Origin of the sequence: Sphingomonas sp. CFBP8993 (assembly GCF_034044895.1) — a bacterium.
Lineage (GTDB): Bacteria > Pseudomonadota > Alphaproteobacteria > Sphingomonadales > Sphingomonadaceae > Sphingomonas.
In genome coordinates this window covers 135342-152544 of sequence record NZ_JAXCWU010000007.1, presented here as the reverse complement: position 1 = coordinate 152544, position 17203 = coordinate 135342, and the positions used below count along the sequence as shown (strand labels likewise).

Genomic DNA, 17203 nt, shown 5'->3' with positions numbered 1-17203 from the left:
ACCACCCCGTTCCCAGGGCTTCCAGCGCACCAGTCTGTCGTAGCTGCACCGGTCAGTCGTTGCGACCACCGCTGCGGTGAAACCCCTCTAGGCCGAGGTCCCGAACCGGTCAACACAAAAAATGCCATTTTTCTGTAAAAATCGAAAAACCGCTATTTATCCGTATGTTGCATATCGCCTCCCGGTGTCTCGGGATCGGAACCTTTCCGCCATTCAGGATTAGCGCCGTCACGGCGCCTCGTTTAAGGGCATGTTTAGCCGTTGCGTTTAGGAACCGTGCGATACGACCATGACATCGCCTCGCATCACCGTCGCCCTGAGCGTCTATAACAATGCGGCCTATCTGGCGCTCGCGCTGGACAGCATGCTGGCGCAGAGCTTCACCGACTTCGAACTGCTGGCGGTCAATGACGGTTCGTCGGATGCGTCCCCTGCGATCCTCGACCGATATGCGGCGTCCGATCCGCGCGTCCGGGTGATCCATCAGAGCAACCAAGGGCTGATCCCCAGCCTGAACCGCATCATCGCCGAGGCACGCGCCCCCTATATCGCGCGCATGGATGGCGACGACATCGCCCACCCCGATCGCTTTGCGCAGCAGATCGCCTTTCTGGAGGCGCATCCCGATCATGGCGTATTGGGCACCCGCGTCTTCGGCATTACCGAGACCGGTGACCTGCGTCGCGACTGGACGATCGATCATCCGATCACGCCGGACGCGGTGATCGCTGCGCTCGAGGATGGCCCGCTCCTGTGCCATCCCTCCGTCATGATGCGCAGAGACTTGGTGCGTGCGGTCGGCGGCTATCGCGCGGCCTATCGCCATTGTGAGGATTACGACCTGTGGCTGCGCTTGGCGGAGCGGACTCATATGGCCAATCTGCCCGATCGGCTGCTCTATTATCGTTATTCGCCGACCCAGGTGTCCAATCGTCACGTCATGGCGCAGCATTATGGCGCGGCGGTCGCGCGGCTGGCACGGGCCGAGCGGCTGGCGGGGCGGCCCGATCCGACCGATGCCTGGCAGGTTCTGCCGCCGATCGACGCGCTCGACGCCGCATTCGACCGCCCCGGCACCGCGCAGGCGATCCGCGCCGAGGTGACGCGCGGCATCCTGTTCGATCCCGCTTCGCTGGCGGGTGACGGCCTGCCGCTGATCGCCGCGCATTTGGCGGAGACGCGCGGCCATGCCGGACAGCGGGTGGGAGGGCAGCGGGTACGGGGCCTGTGGCACGCGGTGGCCCGGCTGGCGCGGAGCGGCAGGCCCGTTGCGGCCTGGCGGCTCGCACGCACCCTGGCCCGCGACGCGGTCCGGCGATGACGTCGTCTTCGGTACGGGGCGCCGCGCTTTGGTCGATCGGCGCGCAATATATCGCCTTTGCCGTCCAGTTCGTGGTCAGCGTCATCATCTCGCGCTACTTCCTGACCCCGCCGGAAATGGGGCTGTATTCGATCGCGCTGTCCGCCGCGATGATGGTGTCGGTGCTGCAGGATTTCGGCATCAGCCGGTTCGTCGCGGGCGAACGCCATTTGAGCGACGCGCAGATCGAGACGTGCTTCTCGGTATCGCTGATATTCGCGCTGGGCATCGGCCTGCTGATCCTGGCGCTCGCCTGGCCGGTCGCGCAATTCTACGGCAATGCGCGGCTGACCCCGCTGCTCGTCATCATTGCCGGATCCTATCTGGTCGTGCCGTTCGGCATCGTGCCCAGTGCCATGTTGCAGCGGCGGATGGATTATCAGTCGCTGTTCCAGGTCAATGTCGGCGCCGCGATCATCAATGCGGTCTTTTCGCTCGGCCTGGCCTGGGCGGGCTATTCGGCGTTCGCGCTCGCCTGGGCAGCGGTCGCCCAGCAGGGCGCCCGCGCGCTGATCGGTCAGTGGCGATCGGGCATCCGCCCTCCCTTCCCGCCGCGCCTGAAGGGTGTCGGCCCGATCCTGCGCTTCGGGTCGAACAGTTCGTTGCTGCATATCAGCGGGGCGATCGGCACGCGCAGCCCGGACCTGGTTATCGGGCGTATCCTGACGCTGACCGCCGTCGGCTTGTTCAGCCGCGCCTCCAGCCTGGCCGCGCAGTTGCAGATGCTGGTCAGCGGCGCGGTCGACGGCGTGTTCTACCCCGCCTTCGCCCGGCTGCGCGACGAGGAGGCCGATCTGGCCGCCCCCTATCAGCGGGTCGTCGCGGCCTATAGCGCGGCGACCTGGCCCGCCATGGCGTTCCTGGCCGCCGCCGCGACGCCGATCGTGCTGATGCTCTACGGCGCGCGCTGGGCCGGGGTCGCACCGCTGCTCGCCTGGATCGCCATCGGACAGGTCTTCATGTCGGCGCTGCCGCTGCACGTCGAGCTGCCCATTTTGCTGGGCCGGATTCGCCAGCTCGTCTTCCTCAACCTGCTGGATACGGCGGCATCGATCGGGCTGTTGCTGCTGGGGGCGATGCTCGGGCTGGAGGCGGCCGCCGCGTCGCGGGTCGGCTATGGCATCTTGTGGTTCGTCATCTATGCCGGGTTGCTGCAACGGCTGACCGGCTTTGCCTGGCGGAATATGCTGGGCATCTATGCACAGGGCCTGATCGCCGCGCTGGCCACGGTGGCCCCATTGCTCGCCGTCTATCGCTGGGTCGCTTCGCCCGAAGCGGTGGGATTCGCCCTGCTGAGCCTCAGCGCCATTGCGGGCGTGCTCGCATGGCTGGCGGTCATTTACACGCTGCGCCACCCCGTCCGGCTCGAGATCAATGCGATCGTACAGGCGATGTGGGCGAAACGGCCGGGGCGGAACGCGACCTCGTCGGCCTGATCCGTGGCGGCTTGCCGAGCAGGCTCGCGCCACCCATAGTCCGGGCATGAGCCTTCCCCCACCCGGCCTCGACGATCCCAAACAGGCGGCCTTTGCCTGGGCGCGGTTCCGGATGATGATGGCGTGGATGACGGTGGCCGCCGCCATCGCGGTGGCGGTGGCGATGATCGCGCTGGCTCGAATCTATGGCCCGCTGAACGCGGTGACGATGCTGGGGGTGATCGGCGGGATCGGCGGCATGGTGATGCTGACCGGTGCGCTGATGGGGCTGGTCTTCCTCAGCTCGGGCACCGGGCATGACGAGGATGTCGACCGGCGGCCATAAAAAACCGGCCCCCGCAAATGTTGCGGAGGCCGGTCCTTGATCGATCGAAAGCGTGAAGGGCGATCAGCCCGCCGCCGCCTCCGGCTCCACCGGCGCAGCGGCGCGGATGCGCCGACGACGGGGCTTTTCTTCCGCCGCCGTTTCCGCTTCCGGCGCGGCGCTCAGCGCGGGCGGCAGGCGATCGGCGTCGAAGCCGGTCGATTCCACCACGTCCTCGGCAGGACGCTCGCGACGCGGGCGACCGCGACGGCGGGGTGCCTCCTCCTCGGCCTGCGGTGCTGCCGCGACCTCGGGGGTCATGGCGGGAGCGGTCACGACCGGCTGCGCTTCCTCGGCCATGACGGGCTGTTCGGCCCGCATCGGGCGGCGATCCTCGCGCGGTTCGCGGCGCGGGCGGTCGTCGCGGTCGCGACGGGGACGCTCTTCACGCTGCTGATTGTCGCGCGCATAGGTTTCGCGCGGCTGGTTTTCCCGCTGCTGGTTGTCGCGGCCCTGATTCTCACGGGGCTGCCGCTCACGACGCGGCTGTTCGACCTCGCCCTGCTGTTCGCCCGGACGGATCGGATCGCCCTCGTCGCCATAATCGTCGGCGTCGTTGTCGAAGCCGTCGTCATACTGGTCTTCGCGCGATTCCTGCGGCTGGCGGCGCTGGTTCTGCTCCTCGAAGCGCGAGCGGGTTTCGCTCAGCACCCGGAAATAGTGATCGGCGAACTGCCAGTAATATTCGGTGTTGACCCGGTCGCCCTGACGCTGCGCCTCGGTCGCCAGATTCTTGTACTTCTCGTACAGCTGGCTAGCGTTGCCGCGCGCGCGGTTGTCGATGCGATTGCCATTGTCGGGGCGGCCGGGATTGCCACCCGGACGCTGCCCACCGTTGTTGTTGCCGCCACGACCGCGACGGCGGCCGGCCTGCCGATTATTGATCAAGCTGTTCGTCCTTAGTCGTCAAACCAACAAGGTCCACTTTTCCCGGCACCGCGCGCGATTCGCGCGATGCGAAGCTGTCGCGCCCGAATTCGGGCGCTGCCACGGCCGCCGGACAGCAGCGACTGCATGACGAAGGGTATGGGCATCGGCCCGAAATCAGACGACCCCGAATACGGTGCCCCGAATAACGTTGGGAGTGCCGAATGTTCGCGTGCCCCTGCCCCCGCTCTAGCGGGTCCGGGCCGGGTCGTTCAAGTGAAATATAGGGCATCGTCGCGATTGTTCAATGCGCCAGCAGGGCGCGCGGCCGCCCGCCAAGGTCGCGGTGCAGGGTCACGGCAAAGCCTTGATCCGACAGCAAAGCCGTCACCGCCTCGGCCTGTTCATGCCCGATCTCGACCACCGCCGCCCCGCCGGGGGCGAGCAGGCGGCGCAGTTCGGGGGCGAGCAGGCGATAATCGTCCAGCCCGTCGGGCCCGGCAAAGAGCGCCGATCCGGGCTCATAGTCGCGCACTTCAGGCGAAAGCGGTTCGGCCGTGCCGATATAGGGCGGATTGGTGACGATGCAGTCGAACGGCCCCGTCAGCGCCGCTGCCCAGTCGCCCAGCACGAACCGCGCCCGGTCGGCCATTCCGCAGGCCGCGGCGTTGGCGACGGCATATTGCAGGGCTTGCGGGGAACGGTCGACACCCAGGCCCTTGGTATCCCGCCATTCATCGAGCAGCGCGAGCAGCAGCGTGCCCGGACCGGTGCCCAGATCGAGCAGGGTGGCGGGGGGACGCCCCCTGAAGTGCCGGAGCGCCGCATCGACCAGCGTCTCGCTGTCCACGCGCGGCACCAGCGCGCCAGGGCCGACCATCAGGTCGAGCGTCCAGAAGCCGCGCGTGCCGGTGATATAGGCGATCGGCTCCTGGCACGCGCGGCGCTCGACCAGCGGCCAGAAGCTGTCGGGAACGGGCCGGGTCAGATCGAGCAGCAGCGCGTTGCGCTCGATCCCCAGGGCGTGGGCGAGCAGCAGTTCCGCGTCGAGCCGCGCGGTGGGGGAGAAGGTGAACCGCTCTGCCGCCTGCGCGAGCGCGGTGCGGGCGTCGGTCACGCCGCCGTCTCACCACGGCGAATGCCGAAACGCAGAAGAATTTGGCTCGCGCGGAGGCGCGGAGGCGCGGAGATGTCCGGCGTGGGGCAACGCCCGGGCGTCATCAACCAGCGGAGATGGAAGGCCTGCGGCGCAGCGGGCTGGACCGCTCCGCGTCTCCGCGTCTCCGCGCGAACCTCTTTGATCGCTACGTGAGCCCCCTCACCCATCGAGCGCGGCGAGCCGCTCGGCTTCGTCCTCGGCCAGCAGCGCGCCGATCAGTTCGTCCAGCTCGCCCTCCAGAATTTCCGGCAGCCGGTGGAGGGTCAGGTTGATACGGTGATCGGTCACGCGGCCCTGCGGGAAATTGTACGTCCGGATGCGCTCGGAACGATCGCCCGATCCGACCATCGACCGCCGCGTGCCCGCGCGCTCGGCGGCCAGTCGCTCGCGCTCGGCCTCGTACAGGCGGGTGCGCAGCACCTTCATCGCCTTGGCGCGGTTCTTGTGCTGCGAGCGTTCGTCCTGCTGGATCACGACCAACCCGGTCGGGATATGGGTGATGCGGATCGCCGAGTCGGTGGTGTTGACGTGCTGGCCGCCCGCGCCCGACGAGCGATAGATGTCGATGCGGAGGTCCTTGTCGTCGATCTGGAGGTCGACCTCCTCCGCTTCCGGCAACACCGCGACGGTCGCCGCCGAGGTGTGGATGCGCCCGCCCGATTCGGTGACCGGCACGCGCTGGACGCGGTGGACGCCGGATTCGAACTTCAGCTTGGCGAACACGCCCGCGCCCGCGACCGAGGCGACGACTTCCTTATAGCCGCCGGTGTCGGGCACCGAGGCGGAGATCAGCTCGACCCGCCAGCCCTGCCGCTCGGCATAGCGCTGGTACATGCGGAACAGGTCGCCCGCGAACAACGCCGCCTCGTCTCCGCCGGTCCCGGCGCGGATTTCGAGCATCGCGGCACGCTCGTCGGCGGCATCGCGGGGCAGCAGCGCCAGCGCCAGGTGGCGATCCGCCTCGGCCAGCGCATTGCGGTTGGCGTGAAGCTCCTCCGCCGCCAGCTCGCGCAGCTCGTCGTCGCCGTCCTGCGTCATGAACGCCAGGCTGTCGGCCTCCTGCCGCAACCGGCGAACCTCGGCGGCGGCGTTGGCGACCGGTTCCAGCTCGGCATATTCCTTCGACACCGCGACGAAGCGGTCCGAGGGCAACTCGCCCGTCGCCATCATCGCCTGGAGTTCGTCGCGTCGCGCCTCGATCTGCGCGATGCGCTCGGCGGAGATGGTCTTCATCGCGCGGTCAGACGCTGCACCAAGGGAGGAAGCCGTTCGCCATGATCCGCGGCGATCTCGTCCTCGAACAACAGGTCGGACAGGCTCTGCGCCACCGTGTCGAGCGAGACCTTCGCCTGTTCGCCGGTCGTCAGCGCCTTTACCTGCACCTCGCCGTTCGCCAATTCGTCATCGCCCAGGATCAGCGCATAACGCGCACCCTGGTCGTTCGCCTTGGCCATGCGACGCTTCATATTGCCGCGAAACGCCATGTCGGTGGCGACGTCCGCGCGGCGCAGTTCCGCCACCAGCCCGGTCGCGCGCAACTCCGCCGCCGCGCCCATCGGCACCACGACCGCGTCGATCGTCGGCCTGGCCGGTTCGTCGAGCAGCATCGCCAGCCGCTCGACACCCGCCGCCCAGCCCACGCCCGCCGTGGCGGGGCCGCCCAGCGATTCGATCAGCCCGTCATAGCGCCCGCCCGCCAGCACGGTCCCCTGCGAGCCCAGCCGGTCGGTCACGAACTCGAACGCGGTGTGGCGATAATAATCAAGGCCACGCACCAGCCGCGCATTGCGCGTCCAGGCGACACCCGCCGCGTCCAGCCCCGCCGTCACCGCCTCGAAAAAGGCGCGCGCCTCGGGCGTCAGATAGGCGTCGATATCCGGCGCCGCATCGGCGATCGGCCGGTCGCGCGGATCCTTCGAATCGAGGATGCGCAGCGGGTTCTTCTCCAGCCGCACCAGGCTGTCCTCGGACAGCTCACCTCGGTGCGCCTCGAAATGCGCGACCAGCGCGTCGCGCCACGCATCGCGCGTCTCCGCATCGCCCAGCGTGTTGAGCTGCAGCGTGACGCCCTCGGCGATCCCCAGTTCGCGCAGCAACTGGTCGGCCATCACCAGCAACTCGACATCCGCCGCGGGTTCGGCCGCGCCGAGTATCTCGGCATCGATCTGGTGAAACTGGCGATAGCGGCCCTTTTGCGGGCGCTCATAGCGGAACACCGCACCCGACGTCGCAAGCTTGAGCGGCGCATATTGCTGCCACCCCTCGGTCAGGTACGCGCGCGCGATCCCGGCAGTGAACTCGGGCCGCAGGGTCAACAGGTCGCCGCCGCGATCGGGGAAGGTGTACATCTCCTTCGACACGACATCGGTCGTCTCGCCGATCGAGCGGGCAAAGACCTGCGTGTCCTCGAACACGGGCAGGTCGAGCCGCTGGAAAGCATAGAGGCCATGGACATGCTCGAACGTGGCCAGCACCTGCGCAAAGCGGCGCTGCTCCTCACCGAAGATGTCCTGCGTGCCGCGCACGCGCTTGGGGGTTTCGATCCGTGCCATAGAGGTGGCGCTATCTAAGGTAGCGAGCGCCGCTGCGCTAGAGTGCGATCACGCCTCGCGGGACAAGCCATCGGCCCCCGCCGGTTCATGGGTCGGCCGGGTCACCCCCGGTAGCGGCAGCAGCACCGGCGGGCTGGTCGCATGCAAACCCGAAAATTGCGGCTTCACCCCGAAACAACTGCGGTCACGCGGGCGAAGTGCGGTGGGCTTGGGGGGCGGCATTCATGCCGGGCTCCTCCCAAACTGCGCCCCTCAAGACCCTGGCATGGAACGACATCCATCAAACATCCGGGTCACGCCCTTGCGGACAAGAGCGGACCGCACCCGCTTTCACTCGGTCGGGATGCGATAGATTTCCTTGCCCCGGCGGATCATCAAGAGCGAAGGACCGTCCTTGTCGATGGCCACGTCCACCAGATCCTGGGTATCGGCGTTGAACAGGTGCAGCATGGGCGCGCCGGTCGGCTCGGCGATGAACATGGCATGTCAGCGGGTCTTGTCGTCCAGGGTCAGCAGGACGTTGGAATAGCCGTGATCGACCGTGGCATGGCCGCTGCGCTCCACGCCCACAACAGGGTCAGGTTTTTGCAGGGATCGTGCACGACCGGTCTTCATTCCATGCATCCGGCGCTTTGCCCTTCATCGCGGCTTGCACTCTCCCGGTACCCCATGCTCGGTCGAAAATGCGCGTGATGGAGGGCATGGTGATGAAGACCAGCAAGGCCGATTTTCGGCTGATCTTCGTGGCCCTGCCCACGACTTCGGCCAGCATCCTGGCCACGCTGCTGTTCGGGCTGTCGCTGGGGCAATGGGGCAGCAACCTGATATGGGGCAGCTATTTCGAGCTCGGATGGTGTCTGTCCGCCTTCTGGTCGGGCGGACTTTTCCATGACCGGTTTTCGATGGCGGTCGGTGTCGCCTGGGGCTGGATCGCGATGATCCCGCTCTACGCCGCGTCGGGATGGCTTTGGGAGCAACTGTCGGAGCGCGGGCGGGCGTGGGCGATCAGGATGCTGCTGCTTTCCGCCCTTCCGATGGCGCCCGGCCAGCGACTGATGGACTGGGAGGCAGCGGGGATTCACCTGCCGGATTACACCCTCCATCTTGCTCGGTCCAATTGATCCTGCCCATAGCCAAGCCGCCCCCGGCAAGCGTACATCCCCCTCCATGACCACGACCCGCTGGCAACGCCTGCAAACCCGTATCGGCGATCGGATCGCGCCGCCGCGCTTCCTGGCCTTTGCGGCGATCCTGATCGTGGCGAGTGTCCTGCTCTCCCCGCATTTCGGGATGACGCGGGGCATTCTGACCGGGTTCGACGCCGCCGCGCTGCTGTTCATCGGCTCGCTCGTCCCGCTGCTGCGACAGGGCGAGGCGGTTCGGATGCGCCGCCGGGCCGCGCGCAACGACGCCAACCGCGCGGTCCTGCTGGTCTTTTGCGGGATCGTGCTGGTCGTCGTGCTAGTCGCGGTCGGCGGCGAGTTGCGCGGGCGGAGCAGCGTCGTGACCATCGCGCTGGTCGTCGGCACGCTGATCCTGGCCTGGCTGTTCTCGAACGTCGTCTATGCGCTGCATTACGCGCACCTGTTCTACAGCGCCGGGGACAAGGGCGATGCGGGGGGCCTGCAATTCCCCGATACGGCCGAGCCCGATTACTGGGACTTCCTGTATTTCTCGGTGACGCTGGGCATGACCTTCCAGACGTCGGACGTGTCGATCGCGTCGCGCCGTATGCGGCGCGTGGTGACGGGGCAGTGCCTGGCCGCGTTCATCTTCAACCTCGGCGTGATCGCCTTCACGGTCAACGTGCTGGGCGGCGGCGGATAGGAGGCGAGGTCCAAAGGGTCTGGACGACTGGCCTATCGGATGCCTAACCTGCGGGCATCTCTCGCCGCAAAAGGCCTTCCATGATCCGCAACCCGCTTCGTTCCGTGTTCGTCGCCTCGCTGCTCGCCTCTTCCGCCGCCGCCGTCGCCCAGGTGCCGCCGGGTAACTCCGCCCCCGCCGCCGCCCTGCCCTTCGTCGAAACCATCCCCGACGCGGTCGACACCCCCTATCCGGGCACGATCAAGCTGGTCGTCGATGCGACGGATACCCAGCGCGGCATCTTCCGCGTGAAGGAGACCATCCCGGTCGCCAAGGCGGGGCCGATGGCGCTGCTGTTCCCGAAGTGGCTGCCCGGCGCGCACAATCCGCGCGGCGAGATCGAGAAGCTGGCGGGCCTGGTCATCAAGGCGAACGGCCGCCTCCTGCCCTGGACCCGCGATCCGGTCGACGTCTTCGCCTTCCATATCGACGTGCCCTCGGGCGCGAAGGCGCTGGACCTGGAGTTCCAGTTCCTGTCGGCGACCAAGCCGGACCAGGGCCGTATCGCCGTCACCCCGACGATGATCTCGCTCCAGCCCAATTCGCTGAGCCTCTATCCGGCCGGTTACTATACCCGCCAGATCCCGATCCAGATGACCGCGATCTTCCCGGCCGGCTGGACGGCGGCGGGCGCGGTGCCGTCCAAGGCATCGGGTTCGACCTATACCTATGACACGACCAACTACGAGATCCTGGTCGATTCGCCGGTGCTGGCAGGCAAGTATGGCAAGGTCTTCCCGCTGACCCCGCGCGTGAACCTGAACGTCTTTGCCGACAACGCCGCCGAGCTGAACGCCAAGCCCGAACAGATCGCCGCGCACAGCCGCCTGGTCGACCAGGCGGTCAAGGCCTTCGGTGCGCAGCATTACGACAAGTACGAGTTCCTGCTGTCGATCAGCGACCAGCTGGGCGGCATCGGCCTGGAGCATCATCGCTCGTCCGAGAATGGCGTGACGCCGGGCTATTTCACCGAATGGGATGCCGGGCCGGGCCGCCGCAACCTGTTGCCGCACGAGTTCACGCATAGCTGGGACGGCAAGTTCCGGCGCGGGGCGGACCTGTGGACGCCGGACTATCGCACGCCGATGCGCAACTCGCTGCTCTGGGTCTATGAGGGGCAGACGCAGTTCTGGGGCTATGTGCTCCAGGCGCGGTCGGGCCTGGTGTCGAAGCAGGACACGCTGGACCAGTACGCCTCGATCCTCGCCATCTACGACACCGCACCCGCGCGGCAGTGGCGCGACCTGGTCGATACCACCAACGACCCCATCATCTCGTCGCGCAAGCCCAAGGGCTGGACCAGCTGGCAGCGGTCGGAGGATTATTATAACGAGGGCCTGATGGTCTGGATGGAGGTCGACGCGATGCTCCGCCAGAAGTCGAACGGCGCCAAGTCGATCGACGATTTCGCCAAGGCCTTTTTCGGCATCCGCGACGGCGACTGGGGCGAGGTGACCTACACCTTCGACGACGTCGCCAAGACGCTGAACGGTATCGTCCCTTATGACTGGGCCGGTTTCCTGCGCCAGCGCATCACCGAGACGGGCAAGCCCGCCCCGATCGAGGGCTTTGCCATGAACGGCTACAAGCTGGTCTATACCGACACGCCGACCGCGACCTTCAAGCAGGGCGAAAAGGGCAGCACCAACGTCAACTATTCGCTGGGCATGTCGGTGTCGAACAGCGGCGAGGTGACCAGTTCAATTTGGGACAGTCCCGCGTTCAAGGCGGGCATCGATGTCGGCACGCAAATCCAGGCGGTGAACGGCGAAAGCTATACCGGCGATCGCCTGAAGGCCGCGATCCTGGCCGCCAAGGATCCGGCCAAGCCGGTCAAGCTGGTGATAAAGAACCAGGATCAGTTCCGCGACGTGACGCTCAACTATACCGGCGGTCCGCGCTATCCGCGCCTGCAAAAGGTCGGCACCGGGGAAACCGGACTCGATCGACTGCTCACGGCGCGCTAAGGTCGGACTGACCGACATCTATCGACAGGCCATGGCGGGTTGCGCTATCGCGCCCGCCATTGTTTTTCCACCGGAACTCTTCCGGTACCTAGGCAAGAAAGACCGTTTCGATGCGCATCGACCTTATCCCCGTCGGCAAGAGCCCGCCCGATGACATCAACGTCGTGATCGAAGTGCCGACCGGCGGCGAGCCCGTGAAGTATGAATTCGACAAGGCCAGCGGCGCGCTGTTCGTCGACCGCATCCTGCACACGCCGATGCGCTACCCGGCCAATTACGGCTTCGTGCCGCACACGCTATCGCCTGATGGCGACCCGCTCGACGCGCTGGTCGTGTCGCGCACGCCGTTCATCCCGGGCTGCGTCGTGCGCGCCCGTCCGATCGCCGTCCTGAACCTGGAAGACGAAGCCGGCGGCGACGAGAAGCTGGTCTGCGTGCCGGTCGACTCGACCTTCCCCTATTATTCGAACGTCGGCGGCCGCGACGACCTGCCCGAGATCGTGTTCCAGCAGATCGAGCACTTCTTCACCCACTACAAGGATCTGGAGAAGAAGAAGTGGGTGCGTATCGGCACCTGGGGCGACCGCGACGAAGCCCGCCGCATCGTCGTCGAGGCGATTGAACGCTACGAGGACGCCAAGGCCAAGGGCGAAGAGCCGCACGACCACGACGTGCCCGGCCGCGCCTGAACCCATAGGGTTTCGGTTTGAAAAACGCCCCGGTGCCCCGCGCACCGGGGCGTTTTTTGTGGGTGGCTACGCCCAAGTCCTGATCTTCTTGCTCCTCTCCCACAGGCGGGACCCCCGACTTCTGCTCCCCTCCCGCAGGCGGGAGGGGCTGGGGGAGGGCAATCCCGGAGCTTGGGGAAAGATCATCGCTTGGCCTTCGACTAGGCTCCAAGCCGAACGGGGGTGGAGAGGTGTCTCGCCGGTAGCTAACGGCATCCCGCAAAAGCCAAGCGGGTAGGAAAAAGAGACAGCCCCCCTGCGTCCTCCGCGCGAACCATCCCCTACCGCCCCGCCAACCGCGCCAAAGCCTCTCCCGACACCCGCTGCACGGTCCATTCCTCCATCGGCTGCGCCCCCATCGCGCGGTAGAATTCCACCGCGGGCGTGTTCCAGTCGAGCACCGACCATTCGAACCGCGCCCAGCCCCGGTCGCGTGCGATACCCGCCAAATGGATCAGCAACGCCTTGCCCACCCCGCCGCCGCGTGCGGACGGCGTGACGTAGAGATCCTCCAGATACAGCCCCTGCCGCCCGGTCCAGGTCGAGAAATTGGCGAAGAACAACGCAAAGCCGACCGCCTGACCGTCGCGCTCGGCGATCACCGCTTCCGCCGCCGGGCGCGGGCCGAACAGCGCCTCGGCCAGCATCGGCTCGGTGGCGACGACCGCATCGGGTTCGCGCTCGAACGCGGCGAGTTCGCGGACGAAGCCCAGGATGGTGGCGGTGTCGGCGGGCGTGGCCGCGCGAATGATGGTCATAGTCCTGCCTCGCTCTGCGGCCCCGGTCCGGGCTGGCGCACCGCCACCACGCACCCGCCGATGATCAGTGCCGCCCCGACCAGCGTGAACGGCGACACATGCTCGCCGAACACCGCATAGCCCAGGCACGCCGCCCAGACGAAAGCGGTATATTCGACCGGCGCGAGGATCTGCGCCTCGGCCCGCGCATAGGCCCAGGCCAGCAGCAGCGCCGACAGGCTACCCAGCAGGGCGGCGACCACGATGCTGGGCCATTGGTGCGACGCGGGCCAGCCGGCGGCAAAGGGCGCCGCCGGGGTCATCAGCAATGCGATCACCAGCATGGTGAACAGCGCGACCTCGGCGGGTCCCGCGACCTGCGCCTGCCGCCGGAGCAGCACCAGGCTGACCGCATAGAGGATCGAGGCGACCAGGATCGCGATCGAGCCCAGCACAACCTGTGTCGAGGCCTGCGCCTGCACCTCGCCGCCCGCGATCACCAGCACGCCAAGCCCCGCGATCAACGAGCCCAGGATCGCGGCGCGCCGGATCGTCTCGCCCAGTGCGAAGGCGGCCAGAAACAACGCGATCAGCGGCGCAAGAAAGGTCAGCGCGATGCTCTGCGCCATCGGCACGCGCGCCAGCCCCCAGAAGAACAACAGCACCGACGCGCCCCCGGTCGCCCCGCGCGCCACATGCAGGGTCAGCGCCTCACGCCCCGGCCAGCGCCCACGCTTGGCCAGGAACAGCGCCCCCGTGATCGCGACACCGACCCAGGACCGCCACAGGACCGCGCTATAGGCGCCGCTGTCGATCGACAGCCGCTTCATCAGCGTGTCCATCACCGAATAGATCGCGATGCCCAGCGCAGCCGCGCCAAAGGCGATGACGGGGGACGTGCGTGCGCTCATGCCATGGCGATACCGGGGGTGGGAGGGAAAGGCGAGAGCGGTCGAGCTACCCTCACCCTTCCGGCGCTTCGCGCCTCCCTCCCTCTCCCATCGGGAGAGGGAAGGGGCCCGCCCGCGATAGTGGGTGGGAAGGGTGAGGGTCGCTCCCACAATCAAATATCGCCGGGATTAAACCCCGCCCCGCATCCGTTGCCGTGTCGAAACGGACACCAAAGGGACAAAAGGGTATGAAAACGCTGATCGTTGCCGCCGGTCTGGCCATGTTGGCTGCCACCCCCGCTCGCGCGCAGGTGACCGCCTCGGTCGGCGGGGACTATGCTTCGGGCACCTACGGCACCGGACAGCAGGTGCGCAGCGCCAGCTCGACCGCGACGTTGCGCGCCAAGCGCAAGCGGGTGACGGTCTTTGCCGCCCTTCCCTATGTACAGGTCGATGCGCCGGGCAATGTCGTGGCGCCGGGCGGACCGCTGGGCCTGCCGATCCTGGTCGATCCCACCAGGCCCGCCACCCGCGTCCGGCGCAGCGGGCTGGGCGATGCGGTGGTCGGCGCCTCCGTCCAGTTGATCCCGCCGCGCCGCCATCACCTGGCGCTGGCACTGACCGGCAGCGCCAAGCTGCCCACCGCCTCGGCCGCGCGCGGGCTGGGCACGGGCAAGGCGGATTATTCGGTCGTCGCCGAAGCTGCGGTGCCGGGCAAGGTCACCCCCTTCGCGGCGGTCGGCCACAGCTTTGTCGGACAGCCCGACGGCTATGCCTTGCGCGACGTAACCAGCGCGCGCGGCGGCCTGGCGCTCGGCATCGGCAAGGCCAGCGAGGTCAGCGTCTCGTACAGCTACGCCTCACGAGCCAGCGATCAGGTCGCCGACCGGCAGGATATCGGCGCGGGGCTGGACACCGCGCTGTCGCAGCGCCTGTCGCTGGGGGTGCAGGGCAGCGCCGGGGTCAGCAAGGGCGCGCCGGATGTGGGCGCGGGGGTGCGGCTGGGGTTGCGGCTGTAATCAGGCGTCGGGGCGCGGCGGATCGGCGTCCGGGCCGTAATACTGGTACCGATACGCGTTCAGCGCCGTGCCTACGCACTCCACGCTGGGCGCCGCCCCGACATCGCGTTTCTGGGCCGCATCCCGGTACAGGAACCGGACATAGGGCAGGCCGCTGCGTGACATGGCGAAAATGGTCGGCGTGACCCCGCAGGTCCTGGCGATCCGGTGAAACGCACGCTTGGTCAGCAACGGCTTGCCCGTCCCCGTCGTCGCACAGCCGGTCAAGGCCAGCGCGCTCGCCATGATCACCGCAATCCGCCGCATGTCGTCACCCCCTGCCCGCTCCGCCCCGCCACCATGGCAGAATATGATTGCGAAGCAAAGGCGCGATCGGCATCGCGTCGACCGAACCCGCGTCGACCCAGATGGCCTCCGCGATCTCGGCCGCGGCGACCGGCGAGTGGTCGACGCGCAAGCGAAAGACCGTGGCGTCGACGCTGTGCCCCGGCTCATTGGCCGCCGCCGCCGAGAAGCGGCCGATCGGGTGCAGGTCACTCTCCGCGACGGTCAGGCCGATTTCCTCCTCCAATTCGCGGAGCAGCGCGGCGGCGGGGGTTTCGCCCGGCTCGATCTTGCCGCCCGCCTGCATGAAGAAGGCCGTTCCCGCCTTGCGAACCAGCAGGATGCGGCCCGCGCCGTCTTCGATCAGGGCGGCGGCGATACGGATGACGGTCATGCCCGTCTGGTACTGTACCTCCGCGCGGCCGTGCAAGCGGCCCTATCGGCAGGGACCGTCGCACATACCGGTGCCGCGACGGCGCAGCGTATCGAGCGCATTGTCCTGGTTGACCTTGTCGAGCTGCTTCCACTCCTCCGCCGAGTGGCAGATGCGGGTGGGCAGGATCGAGCCCGTTTCCGGCGCACGGCGACAGATCTTCTTGTCCGCCGCCGGCCTGGGCGGCGCGGCTGCGACCGCCCCTGGGCCCTGCATGAGCAGCGCCATCATCAACATTATCATCTTTATCCTCCCCGATCAGGATGTTAGCGCGATGCTAAACCCCGATCGGGGGGCGGGACAAGACCGGTTTACTCCGCCGCGATCGCTGCCTTGGCGACGTCGGCGGCATCCAGTTCGGCGGCCTTGGCCTCGACCAGCTTGACGATATGTTCGACCATGTCGGCATCCTCGACCGTGTGATCGGTCAGGCCCGACAGATAGACCATGTGCTTGCCGTTGCCGCCGCCGGTCACGCCGATATCGGTCTCGCGCGCCTCGCCGGGGCCGTTCACGACGCAGCCCAGCACCGACAGCGACATGGGCGTGCGGATATGCTGGAGCCGTTCCTCCAGCACCTGCACGGTGCGGATCACGTCGAAGCCCTGGCGGGCGCAGGACGGGCAGGACACGACGCGCACGCCGCGATTGCGGATGCCCAGCGCCTTAAGGATCTCGAAGCCGACGCGCACCTCTTCCTCGGGCTCGGCCGAGAGCGAGACGCGGATCGTGTCGCCGATCCCGAACCACAGGAGCGAACCGATGCCGATCGAGGACTTGACCGTCCCGCCGATCAGCCCGCCCGCCTCGGTAATGCCCAGGTGCAGCGGGCAATCGGTCGCCTCGGCCAGCCCCTGATAGGCCGCGACCGCCAGGAAGACGTCGGACGCCTTCACCGCGACCTTATATTCGTGGAAGTCGTGGTCCTGGAGCAGCTTGATATGGTCGAGCGCCGATTCGACCAACGCCTCGGGACAGGGCTCGCCATATTTTTCGAGCAGGTCCTTTTCCAACGACCCGGCATTCACCCCGATGCGGATGGCGCAACCATTGGCCTTGGCCGCGCGCACGACCTCGGCGACGCGCGCAGACGATCCGATATTGCCGGGATTGATGCGCAGGCACGCGGCGCCCGCATCGGCGGCTTCCAGCGCGCGCTTATAGTGGAAATGGATGTCCGCGACGATCGGCACCCGCGCCGCCTTGGTGATCTTGGCCAGCGCGGCGGTCGAATCGGTGTCGGGGCACGACACGCGGATGATGTCCGCCCCCGCCTCTTCGCAACGCCGGATCTGGTTCAGCGTGGCGACCGGATCGCTGGTCGGCGTGTTGGTCATGGTCTGCACGGTGACGGGGGCGTCGCCGCCCACGGGCACGTTGCCCACCATGATCTGACGGCTTTGGCGGCGGGCGATATCACGCCAGGGACGAATGGACATGGGCCCTTATATACGCGCACGGCGTTGCGGTTCAAAGTCAGTGCTGTACCTGTCGCCCCGGA

21 protein-coding genes are annotated in these 17203 nt (G+C 67.4%); 8 read left to right on the top strand and 13 right to left on the bottom strand.

The features are described from left to right. Window positions 1–289 precede the first annotated feature (289 nt). Genes SOM26_RS15770 through SOM26_RS15760 form a run of 3 tightly spaced genes read left to right on the top strand, consistent with a single transcriptional unit; the run spans window position 290 to window position 3121 of the window. Window positions 290–1321, top strand: coding sequence for a glycosyltransferase family 2 protein (locus tag SOM26_RS15770; RefSeq protein ID WP_320453665.1), 1032 nt, complete (start codon window positions 290–292; stop codon window positions 1319–1321). Next, entirely contained in the window at window positions 1318–2796 is a 1479-nt protein-coding gene (locus SOM26_RS15765; RefSeq protein ID WP_320453664.1) for an oligosaccharide flippase family protein, read from the top strand. The genes SOM26_RS15770 and SOM26_RS15765 overlap by 4 nt, the downstream gene beginning before the upstream one ends. A gap of 46 nt (window positions 2797–2842) precedes the next feature. Continuing rightward, window positions 2843–3121, top strand: coding sequence for a hypothetical protein (locus tag SOM26_RS15760; RefSeq protein ID WP_320453663.1), 279 nt, complete (start codon window positions 2843–2845; stop codon window positions 3119–3121). A gap of 63 nt (window positions 3122–3184) precedes the next feature. Here the strand turns inward: SOM26_RS15760 and SOM26_RS15755 are convergent, their stop codons facing one another. From SOM26_RS15755 to SOM26_RS15725, 7 genes are all read right to left on the bottom strand, one after another. Next, window positions 3185–4048 carry a DUF4167 domain-containing protein gene (locus SOM26_RS15755; protein WP_320453662.1) on the bottom strand — a complete coding sequence of 288 codons (864 nt, stop codon included), beginning with the start codon at window positions 4046–4048 and terminating at the stop codon, window positions 3185–3187. A gap of 283 nt (window positions 4049–4331) precedes the next feature. After that, window positions 4332–5144: a peptide chain release factor N(5)-glutamine methyltransferase gene (gene prmC / locus SOM26_RS15750; protein ID WP_320453661.1), complete on the bottom strand. Its 813-nt coding sequence runs from the start codon at window positions 5142–5144 to the stop codon at window positions 4332–4334. A gap of 201 nt (window positions 5145–5345) precedes the next feature. Then, the gene (gene prfA / locus SOM26_RS15745; protein WP_320453660.1) at window positions 5346–6419 is read right to left on the bottom strand and encodes a peptide chain release factor 1; all 1074 of its coding nucleotides are present in this window, start codon (window positions 6417–6419) and stop codon (window positions 5346–5348) included. Further along, window positions 6416–7738, bottom strand: a complete 1323-nt coding sequence (hisS, locus tag SOM26_RS15740; protein WP_320453659.1) for a histidine--tRNA ligase — start codon at window positions 7736–7738, stop codon at window positions 6416–6418. Before hisS ends, prfA begins: the two co-directional genes overlap by 4 nt. Window positions 7739–7786: 48 nt before the next feature. Then, on the bottom strand, window positions 7787–7960 hold the full coding sequence (locus tag SOM26_RS15735) for a hypothetical protein (protein ID WP_320453658.1): 174 nt from the start codon (window positions 7958–7960) through the stop codon (window positions 7787–7789). 108 nt (window positions 7961–8068) lie between these two features. Beyond that, window positions 8069–8218: a hypothetical protein gene (locus SOM26_RS15730; RefSeq protein WP_320453657.1), complete on the bottom strand. Its 150-nt coding sequence runs from the start codon at window positions 8216–8218 to the stop codon at window positions 8069–8071. 6 nt (window positions 8219–8224) lie between these two features. After that, complete coding sequence (locus SOM26_RS15725; protein ID WP_320453656.1) at window positions 8225–8353, bottom strand: hypothetical protein; 129 nt, start codon at window positions 8351–8353, stop codon at window positions 8225–8227. A gap of 68 nt (window positions 8354–8421) precedes the next feature. Between SOM26_RS15725 and SOM26_RS15720 the strand changes: the two genes are divergently transcribed. The 4 genes from SOM26_RS15720 (at window position 8422) to ppa (ending at window position 12260) form a co-directional block, all read left to right on the top strand. Then, window positions 8422–8859, top strand: a complete 438-nt coding sequence (locus SOM26_RS15720) for a hypothetical protein (protein WP_320453655.1) — start codon at window positions 8422–8424, stop codon at window positions 8857–8859. Between the two features lie 46 nt (window positions 8860–8905). Next, a complete protein-coding gene (locus tag SOM26_RS15715) occupies window positions 8906–9565 on the top strand; it encodes a DUF1345 domain-containing protein (protein WP_320453654.1) in 660 nt (219 codons plus the stop codon). 80 nt (window positions 9566–9645) lie between these two features. Then, window positions 9646–11571: a M61 family metallopeptidase gene (locus SOM26_RS15710; RefSeq protein WP_320453653.1), complete on the top strand. Its 1926-nt coding sequence runs from the start codon at window positions 9646–9648 to the stop codon at window positions 11569–11571. Window positions 11572–11681: 110 nt separating this feature from the next. After that, window positions 11682–12260, top strand: a complete 579-nt coding sequence (ppa, locus tag SOM26_RS15705; protein ID WP_175311232.1) for an inorganic diphosphatase — start codon at window positions 11682–11684, stop codon at window positions 12258–12260. A gap of 320 nt (window positions 12261–12580) precedes the next feature. Here ppa and SOM26_RS15700 read toward each other — a convergent pair whose 3' ends face one another. After that, entirely contained in the window at window positions 12581–13057 is a 477-nt protein-coding gene (locus SOM26_RS15700) for a GNAT family N-acetyltransferase (protein WP_320453652.1), read from the bottom strand. Next, window positions 13054–13947, bottom strand: a complete 894-nt coding sequence (locus SOM26_RS15695; protein WP_320453651.1) for a DMT family transporter — start codon at window positions 13945–13947, stop codon at window positions 13054–13056. The genes SOM26_RS15700 and SOM26_RS15695 overlap by 4 nt, the downstream gene beginning before the upstream one ends. 227 nt (window positions 13948–14174) lie before the next feature. On the opposite strand from SOM26_RS15695, the gene SOM26_RS15690 reads away from it, so the two are divergent. Beyond that, window positions 14175–14945: a transporter gene (locus tag SOM26_RS15690; protein WP_320453650.1), complete on the top strand. Its 771-nt coding sequence runs from the start codon at window positions 14175–14177 to the stop codon at window positions 14943–14945. Here the strand turns inward: SOM26_RS15690 and SOM26_RS15685 are convergent, their stop codons facing one another. The 4 genes from SOM26_RS15685 to ispG form a co-directional block, all read right to left on the bottom strand. Continuing rightward, window positions 14946–15251 carry a hypothetical protein gene (locus tag SOM26_RS15685; RefSeq protein WP_320453649.1) on the bottom strand — a complete coding sequence of 102 codons (306 nt, stop codon included), beginning with the start codon at window positions 15249–15251 and terminating at the stop codon, window positions 14946–14948. Between the two features lie 4 nt (window positions 15252–15255). Next, window positions 15256–15663 carry an NUDIX hydrolase gene (locus SOM26_RS15680; protein WP_320453648.1) on the bottom strand — a complete coding sequence of 136 codons (408 nt, stop codon included), beginning with the start codon at window positions 15661–15663 and terminating at the stop codon, window positions 15256–15258. Window positions 15664–15705: 42 nt separating this feature from the next. Next, the gene (locus SOM26_RS15675; protein WP_320453647.1) at window positions 15706–15933 is read right to left on the bottom strand and encodes a hypothetical protein; all 228 of its coding nucleotides are present in this window, start codon (window positions 15931–15933) and stop codon (window positions 15706–15708) included. Window positions 15934–16013: 80 nt separating this feature from the next. After that, window positions 16014–17141, bottom strand: a complete 1128-nt coding sequence (gene ispG, locus SOM26_RS15670) for a flavodoxin-dependent (E)-4-hydroxy-3-methylbut-2-enyl-diphosphate synthase (protein WP_320453646.1) — start codon at window positions 17139–17141, stop codon at window positions 16014–16016. Window positions 17142–17203 lie beyond the last annotated feature (62 nt).

Excerpts from the sequence above, each read along its gene's own strand:
- SOM26_RS15770 (WP_320453665.1), top strand. The coding sequence starts at position 290 with ATGACATCGCCTCGCATCACCGTCGCCCTGAGCGTCTATAACAATGCG.
- SOM26_RS15765 (WP_320453664.1), top strand. The coding sequence starts at position 1,318 with ATGACGTCGTCTTCGGTACGGGGCGCCGCGCTTTGGTCGATCGGCGCG.
- SOM26_RS15760 (WP_320453663.1), top strand. The coding sequence starts at position 2,843 with ATGAGCCTTCCCCCACCCGGCCTCGACGATCCCAAACAGGCGGCCTTT.
- prfA (WP_320453660.1), bottom strand. The coding sequence starts at position 6,419 with ATGAAGACCATCTCCGCCGAGCGCATCGCGCAGATCGAGGCGCGACGC.
- hisS (WP_320453659.1), bottom strand. The coding sequence starts at position 7,738 with ATGGCACGGATCGAAACCCCCAAGCGCGTGCGCGGCACGCAGGACATC.
- SOM26_RS15735 (WP_320453658.1), bottom strand. The coding sequence starts at position 7,960 with ATGCCGCCCCCCAAGCCCACCGCACTTCGCCCGCGTGACCGCAGTTGT.
- SOM26_RS15730 (WP_320453657.1), bottom strand. The coding sequence starts at position 8,218 with ATGTTCATCGCCGAGCCGACCGGCGCGCCCATGCTGCACCTGTTCAAC.
- SOM26_RS15725 (WP_320453656.1), bottom strand. The coding sequence starts at position 8,353 with ATGAAGACCGGTCGTGCACGATCCCTGCAAAAACCTGACCCTGTTGTG.
- SOM26_RS15720 (WP_320453655.1), top strand. The coding sequence starts at position 8,422 with ATGCGCGTGATGGAGGGCATGGTGATGAAGACCAGCAAGGCCGATTTT.
- SOM26_RS15715 (WP_320453654.1), top strand. The coding sequence starts at position 8,906 with ATGACCACGACCCGCTGGCAACGCCTGCAAACCCGTATCGGCGATCGG.
- SOM26_RS15710 (WP_320453653.1), top strand. The coding sequence starts at position 9,646 with ATGATCCGCAACCCGCTTCGTTCCGTGTTCGTCGCCTCGCTGCTCGCC.
- ppa (WP_175311232.1), top strand. The coding sequence starts at position 11,682 with ATGCGCATCGACCTTATCCCCGTCGGCAAGAGCCCGCCCGATGACATC.
- SOM26_RS15700 (WP_320453652.1), bottom strand. The coding sequence starts at position 13,057 with ATGACCATCATTCGCGCGGCCACGCCCGCCGACACCGCCACCATCCTG.
- SOM26_RS15695 (WP_320453651.1), bottom strand. The coding sequence starts at position 13,947 with ATGAGCGCACGCACGTCCCCCGTCATCGCCTTTGGCGCGGCTGCGCTG.
- SOM26_RS15690 (WP_320453650.1), top strand. The coding sequence starts at position 14,175 with ATGAAAACGCTGATCGTTGCCGCCGGTCTGGCCATGTTGGCTGCCACC.
- SOM26_RS15685 (WP_320453649.1), bottom strand. The coding sequence starts at position 15,251 with ATGCGGCGGATTGCGGTGATCATGGCGAGCGCGCTGGCCTTGACCGGC.
- SOM26_RS15680 (WP_320453648.1), bottom strand. The coding sequence starts at position 15,663 with ATGACCGTCATCCGTATCGCCGCCGCCCTGATCGAAGACGGCGCGGGC.
- SOM26_RS15675 (WP_320453647.1), bottom strand. The coding sequence starts at position 15,933 with ATGATGGCGCTGCTCATGCAGGGCCCAGGGGCGGTCGCAGCCGCGCCG.
- ispG (WP_320453646.1), bottom strand. The coding sequence starts at position 17,141 with ATGTCCATTCGTCCCTGGCGTGATATCGCCCGCCGCCAAAGCCGTCAG.